Origin of the sequence: Mycobacterium genavense ATCC 51234 (assembly GCF_000526915.1) — a bacterium.
Lineage (GTDB): Bacteria > Actinomycetota > Actinomycetes > Mycobacteriales > Mycobacteriaceae > Mycobacterium > Mycobacterium genavense.
In genome coordinates, this window is sequence record NZ_JAGZ01000003.1 from 193,141 (window position 1) to 205,401 (window position 12,261).

At 63.8% G+C, this 12,261-nt stretch carries 6 protein-coding genes and 2 pseudogenes; 7 read left to right on the top strand and 1 reads right to left on the bottom strand.

Features of this window, described 5'->3' with window-relative positions; genetic code table 11:
• The first annotated feature begins 13 nt into the window (after positions 1-13).
• Positions 14-427, top strand: coding sequence for a F420-dependent biliverdin reductase (locus T428_RS0108625; protein WP_025736161.1), 414 nt, complete (start codon positions 14-16; stop codon positions 425-427).
• A gap of 257 nt (positions 428-684) precedes the next feature.
• Here T428_RS0108625 and T428_RS31015 read toward each other — a convergent pair whose 3' ends face one another.
• On the bottom strand, positions 685-3,144 hold the full coding sequence (locus T428_RS31015; protein WP_025736162.1) for an ADP-ribosyltransferase: 2,460 nt from the start codon (positions 3,142-3,144) through the stop codon (positions 685-687).
• Between the two features lie 129 nt (positions 3,145-3,273).
• On the opposite strand from T428_RS31015, the pseudogene T428_RS34300 reads away from it, so the two are divergent.
• The 6 genes and pseudogenes from T428_RS34300 to narI all read left to right on the top strand — a co-directional run.
• Positions 3,274-3,528 (top strand): annotated as a pseudogene (locus tag T428_RS34300) (hypothetical protein); the annotation flags it as partial.
• 698 nt (positions 3,529-4,226) lie between these two features.
• Entirely contained in the window at positions 4,227-5,423 is a 1,197-nt protein-coding gene (locus T428_RS0108640) for a nitrate/nitrite transporter (protein WP_084298677.1), read from the top strand.
• A pseudogene (locus T428_RS26650) lies at positions 5,420-9,117 on the top strand (nitrate reductase subunit alpha). Before T428_RS0108640 ends, T428_RS26650 begins: the two are co-directional and overlap by 4 nt.
• 2 nt (positions 9,118-9,119) lie before the next feature.
• The gene (gene narH, locus T428_RS0108650) at positions 9,120-10,775 is read left to right on the top strand and encodes a nitrate reductase subunit beta (RefSeq protein WP_025736164.1); all 1,656 of its coding nucleotides are present in this window, start codon (positions 9,120-9,122) and stop codon (positions 10,773-10,775) included.
• Complete coding sequence (gene narJ, locus T428_RS26655; RefSeq protein ID WP_036467562.1) at positions 10,772-11,407, top strand: nitrate reductase molybdenum cofactor assembly chaperone; 636 nt, start codon at positions 10,772-10,774, stop codon at positions 11,405-11,407. The genes narH and narJ overlap by 4 nt, the downstream gene beginning before the upstream one ends.
• Positions 11,408-11,417: 10 nt before the next feature.
• The gene (narI, locus tag T428_RS0108660; protein WP_025736165.1) at positions 11,418-12,143 is read left to right on the top strand and encodes a respiratory nitrate reductase subunit gamma; all 726 of its coding nucleotides are present in this window, start codon (positions 11,418-11,420) and stop codon (positions 12,141-12,143) included.
• Positions 12,144-12,261: the final 118 nt, after the last annotated feature.

Sequence of the window (12,261 nt, forward strand, 5' to 3'; positions counted from 1 at the left end):
AGCGTGAGCGGTGATGGCGAACACCGCGACACGGCTCACCAACGACGCTTTGGCGTTTCTGTCCGAACGCCATCTGGCGATGCTGACCACGCTCCGGGCGGACAACTCGCCGCATGTGGTAGCCGTCGGATTCACCTTCGACCCCACCACCCATATCGCGCGGGTGATCACCAGTGGGGGCACGCAAAAGGCCGTCAACGCCGACCGGGCCGGGGTGGCCGTGCTCAGCCAGGTCGACGGCGCGCGCTGGATTTCGCTCGAGGGCCGGTCCAAAGTCAACAGCGATGCCGATGCCGTGCGTGATGCCGAGTTGCGCTACGCGCAGCGCTATCGCACGCCCCGGCCCAATACGCGGCGCGTAGTCATCGAAGTTCAGATCGAGCGCGTGCTGGGGTCCTCAGATCTGCTCGACCGCAGCAGCGAGTAGCTAGGCGTCGCGCGGCGTTCGAACTCCGTACCCGAAGTGTCGTCCCAGAACTTAGGCGACAACTCCGTCACCCGGTCCTCAGGCGGGACAGCATCTCTTTGCTTCCGGAATTCGTCAAAGGCTTTTCGGGCTCGCGCCAACTCGGCTTCAGTTGGTGGGGTACGACCGAGTTCTTCGGGCGTGGTAAACGTCCTCCCACCGATTTTCCTACTCACGTGTGACTCCCATCTCCCCGTTGCTACCCATTCACTCATGCCCTAATATTCGATCATTTCAATGAAGGTCCGGCCAGTTATTGGATCGAAAATCCTGTTCATGACATAAAATTCCGTACCTGGCGGGAACAGAACCTCCTGCTCGGCTGGGAACATAGAGAAGCTATAAATATCTCGCCCAGATTTGGAAAGAATCTGAAATTCGACATTGCCCGAGAACGTCGGCAGTTGTGCTACCGCGGGATTCTTGGTCGTGCTCAAAAATGCATGCTCCACAATAACCTCGCCGGGTTGATATTGCGCGAGCATTTCTAGCGGGATGTTTGAGCCACGAATTACGGGACCTCCGTACGGTGGGAGCTTCTCCAACGCGCGATTCAGTGCGTCGACCCGAGCAGCTAGCGATGCACCCACTGTCCCATTCCTCAGTGCGTCGTTTAGGTCCGCGTAACCAGGTCCAGTGTAATCGGCGAGTGCAGCCAGATCATTGCTGTTCCAGGGCATGTGCGCGTTTGGATCGGCATCGCCATCCGAGATCCCGCCGCTGTCTGCACCCCCATCGGCAGGACCGTGTGGTCCTGGTTCCGAAGGTAGGCCGTGAGGCTTGCCTTCCTCAAATCCGTGCACACCGCTGCTAGCCGGGCCTGGCTGGTGCGGATGTCCACCCCAGGATCCGGGTTCGGGAGCCTGCGTGTGGGGCGCCGTCGGCATCGGGGCCGTCGGTTGCAATTTGGCCGTGGGCAACTGCTCGACCGGTGCGGAGGGCAATGACCGCGGTTCGTGCGGTGCAACGGCTCGAGCGGGTACCGGTTCGTGAGGACTTCCAGGCGCATCGGGAGGTCGAGCCTCGGTCTGGGGTACGGAATCGTGCGGAGCAACGGGTACACTGGGGCGTGCCGGGGCCGGTGGATCGCCTGGGGTGGTCGGTGAGTGCGGTACGGGCGTACCCGGCGGCGCGGATTCCACAGGCCGCGGCGAAGGCCCGCTCGGAGTATCGACTCGTGGTGAGCCGACCGGACGACCGCCGGGCGGAAAATCCGTCGTGGGCAGAACGAGTTTGAGGCTGTCCAGATCCTTCGTCAGGTCGGTGCCGAGTTTGCCGAGGTCGCCCAGCGCACCGGTCGTCGCCCCAAACTCCCCCAGCTCTCCTGCACGCTCCGCCGCACCCGCGCATTCTGCGCCCTCTTCGGCGCCACGTGCGGCCGCAGAGCCTGCTTTCGCCCCCGCGCCGGCTACTCCGACTCCAGGAAGAAAGAACGTCGCGGCATCGAAAAGGTTCTCACCAAATCCTAAGCCCGGTCGGGCGGTGCTCCAATCTTGAAGGTGCAGAAGCGATTTCAACATATGCAGATTCGCTAACCCGCCCTCTCGTGGATGCAGAATCTCGTTGAGCAAGCTCGCTTTGAACTGGCTTTCTGCCATGCCCTTCCAAGTAGCCTCGGCCCCTTCGGGATCGAGAAGCAACCACTGCGGGCCCAAATCCGCCAGGCCGAGGACCGCCTGCGCAGCTCCTTTGGCAACTCTCTCATTCGCGTTGACGAAAGTATCGAAAACGGTGGCAGCCTGGTTTCCGACTGCGTCGCCGAGAAAGTGCGTGAACTGACCGCGCATGAACTTCTCCATGTCGACGACCAAGCCGTCGGCGGCCTGCATCAGCACCCTGATGCCCTGCTCGAAAGCCCGTGCTTGCCGGCCCAAGTCGTGCAACACGGCGTTGACGTCACGCGCGATACTCATGATTTCTTCGAACGCATCACCATCGAGTACCGAGACCACGTCGTGCCAGATGTCAGTCAGAGACTCCAAGCGGTGCAACAAATTTCGAATATCGTTTTGGGCCTTGGCAACGTGGTCGGCGAAATCGTCGAGCGTGTGGGCAATCGCCCTGCCCCCCTCCCCCAACTTGACCATCGCGGCGCCGATGTGCGACAAGACGTGATCTATTCTTTCGCCCTCGGGAATCTGCTGCGTACCGACCAGCGTCCTCGCCCCGTTCAGGGCGCCTTGCATTCCGCTGACGGCCGAGCTGAACGTGCGCCAGCACCCGGCCGCGGCATGAAGCGCCGCCACATCGCCGTTGGGCCACACGTCGTCAACGAGGGATTGCACCACCGCCCATAGCAGCGGAGGGGGCTCTCCAGGGCCCAATGTTCCCGGCGGTCCGGGGGCGCCGATCCGGACCGGCTCCGTTGGCGCGCGTAAGACGTCGGCGCCGCCGCCCAGTCGCGAGGCAGCCTCGGCCTTCGACCAGTTCGACGCGTCGAGTTGGATCAGGGCGCCATTGCGCCGACATGCGTTGATCGCTGCCGTCGTGGCTTTCAACTGCGACTCCGATATCGCTTGATACGACAGCCCGAACACCTCACCGGCGACATCCAGGCCCGTGTTGGCGCCAAAACCCGCCGTCAATACCGTCATCACCGCTTCGAGGCCGTCGCCCGCTGCAACCACGGCGCTGCCGGCAGCGGACAGCGCGTCTGGGTCGACAGCGATCGGGGCCACGCGCGAGATTCTTGCGCGGGCCGGCCGTCGGCGCTATTCACCCACGGACCACGCCACACTCGTCGACCAACAGGGACCGCGCTATCTCAACTAGCTCGTTGAGGAGGAGATTCCGGTTGGTGTACTTGCCCGGGGGAATGGGTGCAGTGCGATCCGAGCGTTCCCGACTATGCCGGGGTGCTGCGGCTTCCGGTGATGGTGATGTTGGCCGCGTACTCGCGGTTTATCGCCGCGGTGATGCTCCGATCGGGGTCACTGGGATCTGTTCGCCGGTTCCTCGAATCCTGCTGTCGGAAAACGATTCCGGAATCGGTCAACGCGGTCCGACCGGCCGAGGGAGTGGCGGGATTCTGCGGAGCGCTCGGGGGCGCGCGGCTTATCCGAGGCCCGGGATTTTCAAGGTAACTTCGTAAGCTGTTGCAGCCGTTTATCTTTGGTTCATAGGGTGACAGTCGGCCTCTTCGGTTACGAGTGGGCAAGGAATGCCCGATTGTCGTTGGCGAGGGCGGTGAAGTGATCGCCTATATGGACAGGTCCCCCTGGCCGGTAATCAGGATCTCCGAACACACGCTCACCGGGTCCACGTTCGCCTGCTACGGCCTGGACGCGGGTGCGCCATGAGGACGCTCGGCCATCGGCTGGGGCAGCCGATGTTACCGACGTTGTGACAGCACCGCTGACAAGGCGCTGGCAGAGCTGAAACTTCAGGTACCGGGCTCACCGATTCATCGGCAGCTACGAGTAGCGCGGCGATGCTTTGCCTGAATACACTGCGGTGCATGCGGATCCGTCGCGAGCGCGCGCGACAAGTCATTGCAGATCACGGCGAGTGGCCGTGGTTGAGCGGAACCGTGAAGGCACGTGTCGGTGTTGACCTCAAGTGCACGACACGGCCCGCCTGCTGCTGGGGGTTTGAAAGTCGTTGAGGTACACAAGGACGATCGGCCCCCCCATAGGGAAGGTGGAATCGGAAGCGTGAATGCATCGGCTGGTCACCATCGGTATTTGCCGCGAGATTTTGAGTCGGTGCCCGCTTCTGGGTTAGAGGCGATGGCGGTACGGTGAGCACCTCCGGTACGGGGATGCGGCCAACCGTGAACTTGGTGCTTGCCACGTGGGTATCGGTGGTGAATCTTTGGGCATGGAATTTGATCGGTCCGCTGTCGACTTCGTATGCCGGGGCGATGAAGCTCACCAGCGCCGGAGCATCGATTCTGGTGGCAACACCGATCCTGGTCGGTGCCCTTGGCCGGATCGTCACCGGACCGCTCACCGACCGGTTCGGTGGTCGCGCGATGTTGATCGCGGTGTCGCTGCTGTCGATACCACCGGTGCTGGCCGTGGGCGTGGCCGGCTCGACGGGATCCTATCCGTGGCTGGTGGTCAGTGGACTTTTCCTGGGCATCGCACGCACGGTCTTCGCGGTCGGCATTCCGTTCGTCAACACCTGGTATGAGCCGTCTCGCCGTGGATTTGCCACGGGTGTTTTCGGCATGGGGATGGTCGGTACCGCGCTGTCGGCGTTCTTCACCCCGCGATTCGCGCAGTGGTTCGGGTTGCTGACAACTCATGTCATTGTCGCGATCGCGTTGGCGCTCACCGCCGTGCTCAGTTGGATACTGATGGCCGATTCACCGGAGTTTGTGCCAAATACCGAGCGGGTGATACCGAAATTGGAGGCGGCGGTAAAGCTGCCGGTCACCTGGGAAATGTCGTTCCTCTATGCCATTGTTTTCGGCGGATTCGTCGCGTTCAGCAACTATCTGCCCAGCTATATCAAGACCATCTACGGTTTATCCACTGTCGATGCGGGCGCCCGCACCGCTGGCTTTGCTCTGGCTGCGGTATCGGCTCGTCCGGTCGGCGGGGCCCTAGCGGATCGCGTCTCCCCCAAATACGTCGTGTTGCTGTCGCTCGCGGGCACTGCGGTAATGGCGCTGGCGGCGGTCTTCAAACCGCCGGCCGATCTGTGGTCGGCGACAACGTTCATCATCCTGGCGGTGTTCCTCGGCATCGGCATCGGCGGAGTGTTCGCCTGGGTGGCACGGCGCTCGCCAGCGGCCTCGGTGGGCTCCGTCACGGGCATCGTCGCCGCTGCCGGCGGCCTCGGCGGTTACTTCCCCCCGCTGGTCATGGGCGCGACCTACGATGCGGTCGGCAATGACTACACCGTCGGGCTGATGCTGCTGGTGGCTACTGCACTTGTTGCCTTGCTGTACACCGCGATCCGCCTGCGTCCCCACGAGCCGGCGGCCACCGTCAGGGAGTCTTCGCCATGACGACCACCCCGCCGCGTACCGGCGGCCGCATCGAGGAACTGCTCGAGCGCAGTGGTCGCTTCTTCACTACCGGCGAGTTCTCTGACGACCTGCGCACCGTCACGCGCCGGGGTGGGCGCGACGGAGACGTGTTCTACCGCGACCGGTGGAGCCACGACAAGGTGGTCCGATCAACCCACGGCGTGAACTGCACCGGGTCCTGTTCATGGAAGGTCTACGTCAAAGACGGCATCATCACCTGGGAAATCCAGGAAACCGACTATCCGTCGGTGGGCCCGGACCGCCCGGAATACGAGCCGCGTGGCTGCCCGCGTGGTGCCGCGTTCTCCTGGTACACTTACTCGCCCACGCGGGTGCGTTACCCCTATGGCCGCGGTGTGCTGGTCGAGATGTACCGCGAGGCCAAAGCCCGTCTGGGCGATCCGGTGTTGGCGTGGGCAGACATTCAGGCTGACCCGCAGCGCCGTCGCCGCTATCAGCAGGCCCGCGGCAAAGGCGGTTTGGTCCGGGTGACCTGGGCTGAGGCCACCGAGATGATCGCCGCCGCACACGTCCACACGATCAAGACTTACGGCCCGGATCGGGTCGCCGGCTTCTCGCCGATCCCGGGGATGTCGATGGTCAGCCACGCGGCGGGTTCGCGGTTCGTCGAGCTGATCGGCGGGGTGATGACGTCCTTCTACGATTGGTACGCCGACCTGCCGGTGGCTTCCCCGCAGGTGTTCGGGGACCAGTCCGACGTACCGGAGTCAGGCGACTGGTGGGACACCGCATACCTGGTTATGTGGGGTTCCAATGTGCCGGTCACTCGCACCCCGGATGCGCACTGGATGGCCGAGGTGCGCTACCGCGGTGCCAAGGTGGTTGCCGTCAGCCCCGATTACGCCGACAACACCAAGTTCGCCGACGAGTGGATGCCGTGTGCGGCAGGTACCGATGGCGCCCTGGCAATGGCAATGGGTCACGTCATCCTGACCGAATACTTTGTGCGACAACGAGTGCCGTTCTTCGTCGACTATGTGCGCCAGTACACCGACCTGCCGTTCCTGGTCAAGCTCGAGGAGCGCGGCGGCGCCACCGTGCCCGCGAAGATGCTCACCGCCGCCGATCTCGGACAGCAGGTGGAGAACGCGTCGTTCAAACCGGTCGTGTGGGACGGCGTCACCAACAGTGTGGCGGTGCCGAACGGTTCGCTGGGGTTTCGCTTCGGTGACAAAGGCGCGGGCAGATGGAACCTCGATCTCGGTGACGTGGTGCCCGCGTTGACGGTGTCACCCGAGTCCGGCAAAGAGGGCGAGCACGCGCGGGTCACCCTGCCGCGGTTCGACGCCGTCGACGGCCATGGGGAGACAATGACCCGTGGTGTCCCGGTGCGCCGCGTGGGTGAGCACCGGGTGTGCACGGTGTTCGATCTGATGCTGGCCCAGTACGGGGTGAGCCGGCCCGGGCTGCCGGGTGACTGGCCCCGCGACTATGACGACGCGACCCAGTCCTATACGCCGGCCTGGCAGGAGGCCATCACCGGGGTCTCGGCCAGCCAAGCCGTCCGCGTGGCTAAGGAATTCGCCTGCAATGCCGAAGAGTCCGGCGGACGGTCGATGATCATAATGGGTGCCGGCATTTGTCAGTGGTTCCACGGCGACGTCACGTACCGCGCGGTGCTGGCGATGCTGTTGCTGACCGGCTCGATGGGTCGCAACGGTGGCGGCCGGGCGCACTACGTCGGGCAGGAAATAGTGTCGCCCGGTCACCGGGTGGGCGACGATGGCCATGGCGACCGACTGGTGCCGCCCGCCGCGGCAAATGCCGGGCACGTCGTACTGGTATGTCCATACCGATCAGTGGCATTACGACGGCTACCGAGCCGACGCGTTGGCCAGCCCGACGGGGCGGGGGCGGTTCCACGACAAGCACACGATGGATGTCTTGGCCTCGTCGGTGGCGATGGGGTGGAGCCCGTATTTATCCGCAGTTCAACCGGTCGAGCCTCGACGTGGCCGACGAGGCGCGTGCCGCCGGTGCCGACGTCGCCGCCTATGTCGGCGAGCAATTGGCGTCGGGACAGTTGACATTCGCCGTGACCGAACCCGACGATCCCGCGAACTGGCCACGGGTGCTTAGCGTATGGCGTGCCAACCTCCTGGGCTCATCGAGTAAGGGCAACGAGTACTTCCTGCGTCACCTACTGGGTACCGATTCGAACCTGCAGGCCGATCCCGCCGGTGAAGCGTTGCGGCCCAACGGTATTGCCTGCTCAGAGGAAATCCCCGAGGGCAAGCTTGACCTGCTCATGTCGATCGATTTCCGGATGACCTCAACCACACTGCTCTCGGATGTGGTGCTGCCGGCGGCGACCTGGTACGAGAAGCATGACCTGTCCAGCACCGACATGCACCCCTATGTCCACGCGTTCACTCCCGCGATCGATCCGCCGTGGGAGACGCGTACTGACTACGAGGCGTTCGGCGCGATCGCCCGCACGTTCAGTGCCCTGGCGGTCGAGCACCTGGGCACCCGCACCGACGTGGTGTTGGGCGCCATGCAGCATGACACCGCCGGTGCGATGGCGTACCCGTCTGGCACCCAACGCGATTGGCGCGAAGACGGTGAAATCCCGGTGCCCGGCTCGACGATGGGCCCGTTGACGGTGGAGGAGCGCGACTACACCGCGATCGCCGACCAGTGGGCCACCCTCGGCCCCCTGGTCGACCGGTTGGGCACGACCACTAAGGGTGTGACCGTCCATCCGAGCAGGGAGGTCGACGAACTCGCGGCCAAATTCGGCGTCATGGCCAGCGGCCCGGCGCAGGGACGTCCGGCGGTCACTACTGCAGCGCGAATGGCCGACACGATCCTCGCGCTGTCGGGCACTACCAATGGCCGGTTGGCCGTCGAGGGATTCCGCGAACTGGAGCACCGCACCGGTCGCCGCCTGGCGCACTTAGCCCACGGTAGTGAGGAGCGCCGGATCACCTACGCCGACGCACAGGCCCGCCCAGTCCCGGTCATCACAAGCCCGGAATGGTCGGGCAGTGAGACCGGGGGGCGTCGCTACGCACCTTTCACCGTGAACATCGAGCACCTCAAGCCGTTTCACACCCTGACCGGCCGCATGCATTTCTACCTCGATCACGATTGGTTCGAGGAACTCGGAGAGCAACTACCGATTTACCGCCCCCCGCTCGACATGGCGAAACTGTTCGGCGAACCCCCTGTGGGCGACCTCCGGGAGGGCATCGGTTTAGCGGTGCGCTATCTGACCCCCCACTCGAAGTGGTCGATCCACTCGGAGTATCAGGACAACCTGTTGATGCTGTCGTTGTCGCGAGGCGGCCCGACAATGTGGATGAGTCCCGCCGACGCGGCGAAGATACACGTGCGCGACAACGAATGGGTGGAGGCGGTCAACCGTAACGGGGTGCTGGTGTGCCGGGCCATTGTGAGCCACCGGATGCCCGAGGGCGTGGTGTACGTCTATCACGTGCAGGAGCGCACCATCGACGTTCCCCTCACCGAGACCACGGGCAAGCACGGTGGAATTCACAACACGCTGACCCGCTTGCTGATCAAGCCCAGTCACCTGGCGGGCGGGTATGCACAGAATGCCTTCGCGTTCAACTATCTCGGTCCGACGGGCAACCAGCGAGACGAGGTGACCGTCGTGAGACGGCGCAGCCAAGAGGTGAGGTTCTGATCATGAAGGTCATGGCACAGATCGCGATGGTGATGAACCTCGACAAGTGCATCGGCTGCCACACCTGCTCGGTGACCTGTAAACAGGCGTGGACGAATCGGGCCGGCACCGAGTACGTGTGGTTCAACAACGTCGAAACCCGTCCCGGACAAGGGTATCCGCGCACTTACGAGGATCAGGAGCGCTGGCGCGGCGGTTGGATTCGCGACAAGCGCGGTCGGCTGCTCCTGCGTGACGGCGGTCGACTGAGCAAGCTGGTCCGCATCTTCGCCAACCCCAAAATGCCCGGCATCGAGGATTACTACGAGCCGTGGACCTACGACTACGACAATCTCATCTCAGCACCGCTGGGTGATCAGATGCCCGTCGCGCCGCCACGCAGCCTGATCAGTGGAGAGCCGATGACGATCCAGTGGTCGGCCAACTGGGACGATGACCTCGGCGGCTCACCAGAGATCGTTCCCGACGACCCGGTACTGAAGATGATCAGCGAACAAATCCGGCTGGAACTCGAGCAGACGTTCATGTTCTTCCTGCCGCGGATCTGCGAGCACTGCCTCAACCCGTCCTGCGTGGCGTCGTGCCCGTCGGGCGCGCTATACAAACGCAGCGAGGACGGCATCGTGCTCGTCGACCAGGACCGCTGCCGCGGCTGGCGGATGTGCGTGTCCGGATGTCCTTACAAGAAGGTGTATTTCAACCACAAGACCGGCAAGGCCGAAAAGTGCACGCTCTGCTATCCGAGGGTGGAGGTCGGATTGCCCACGGTTTGTTCGGAGACCTGTGTAGGTCGGCTGCGCTACATCGGCCTGCTGTTCTACGACGTCGACCGGGTGACAGAAGCCGCGTCGGTGCCCGACGATACTGACCTCTACGAAGCGCAAAAGTCGATCCTGCTCGACCCGCACGACCCTGAGGTGATCGCCGGTGCCCGCGCCGAAGGTATCGCCGAGGACTGGATCGCCGCGGCGCAGCGATCCCCGGTCTACGCGCTGATCCACACCTACCAAGTCGCGCTGCCGCTGCACCCGGAATACCGCACCATGCCGATGATCTGGTACATCCCACCGCTGTCACCGGTGGTCGACGCGGTGGCCCGCGACGGCCATGATGCAGAAGAGATCGGCAACCTGTTCGGAGCGCTGAGTGCGTTGCGCATCCCGATGCAGTACCTGGCCGGCCTGTTCAGCGCCGGTGACACCGCCGTCATCGAAAACGTCCTGCGCCGGTTGGCCGCCATGCGGTCCTACATGCGGGATATCAACCTTGGGCGTGCACCCCAAGCACACATTCCACAGTCGGTGGGCATGACCGAAGAACAGATCTACGAGATGTACCGTCTCCTGGCATTGGCGAAATACGAAGAGCGGTATGTGATTCCCACCGCCTACGCAGTCGATCCTCTCCATCCGATTGATGAGCCGGGTTGCTCGCTGTCCTACGAAGGTGGGCCGGGAATGTACGAGTCGGGGCCGTTCGGTGAGGCCAGCGGCGATTCGATACCGGTCGCGGTGGAGACCTTCCACGCGTTGCATCAGCGGCAGACCGGTACGGGTATGGCCGCCAACGCTGAACGCCCGTCGCGGGTGAACCTGCTCAACTGGGACGGGCGCGGCGTTCCCGAAGGCATGTTCCCCCACAACAATGTCCGCCAATGAAGCTGCCCAGACGCGCACGTGCCGCCGCACTGGCGGACCGGTTGGTCTGGCAATGCGCATCACTGCTACTCGGTTATCCCGACCAACAGCGGCTGAACACCGCGGCCGCACTGCTCGACCACGTCGAAGGCCTTGCCGCCAAGCACCTTTCCCAGACCATGGTGGCGGTGCGCGACCTGGACCCGATGTGCGCCGCACAAGAATATGTGGCCACCTTCGACCTGCGCCGCCGCTGCACCATGTACCTCACATACTGGACCGCCGGCGACACCCGCAATCGCGGCGCGGCGATGCTTGCGTTCGCCGACACCTACCGGGCGGCGGGCGCACCGACACCCCGCGACGAAGCACCTGACTATCTACCGGTAGTGCTGGAGTTCGCCGCCATCGTCGACGCCGACGCCGGACGCAGGCTGCTCAACGAACACCGAGTCGCCATCGACCTGCTGCATCAAGCGTTGCGCCAGACCGGATCGGTCTATGCGCCTACCGTCGAGGCGGTCCTCACGACGCTGCCGGCCACGACCGACCTTGACATCCGCCGCGCACAGCGCCTCGCCCAAGAGGGGTCACCTGGCGAAACCGTTGGGCTGCAACCGTTCACGCTGACCGTGCCGCCGCGGCGGACCTGAGGAGATCGAGATGTCGGGATGGGAAATCTTCTGGGACGTGATTCCCTACGTGACGCTGACAGCGGTCGCGGCCGGCACCTGGTGGCGCTACCGCTACGACAAGTTCGGCTGGACAACTCGCTCGTCGCAGCTCTACGAATCGCGGCTCCTGCGGATCGGCAGCCCGATGTTCCACTTCGGCATCCTGGTCGTCATCGCAGGACACATCATCGGCCTGGTGATCCCCGAGTCCTGGACCCAGGCGGTGGGTTTGAGCGAACACGCCTACCACGTGCAGGCCATGGTCCTCGGGACGATCGCCGGTGTCACCACGCTCGTCGGCGTCGCGCTGCTGGTATTTCGCCGCCGCACCACCGGGCCGGTATTCATCGCCACCACTGTCAACGACAAAGTCATGTATGCGGTACTGGTGTGCGCCCTCGTCGCCGGATTGGCATGCACGCTGATCGGGGCGACACCCCTTGGCTCCGAACACGACTATCGACAAACCGTATCGCCGTGGTTCAGATCCATCTGGATGCTGCAGCCCCGCGGCGACCGAATGACCCAGGCGCCGGCGTGGTTTCAACTACACGTGACCATTGCCATGGCGTTGTTCTGCCTGTGGCCGTTCACCAGGCTGGTCCATGTGTTCAGCGCACCGATCGGCTATCTATTCCGGCCCTACATCGTCTACCGCAGTCGCCTTCCATCCAAGAAACCCGTTGTCTCACCCCCGCCCCGCCGTGGATGGTAAATTTTTCCAACTTGTCATCGCGCACCCCCATAGCGGTGAATTGACCGGTATCGATTGCCGTGGTTAGCCTCAGCAAAAGCTGTAGTAGCCAGGAGGTGGCGATGTTCGCGAACACCGG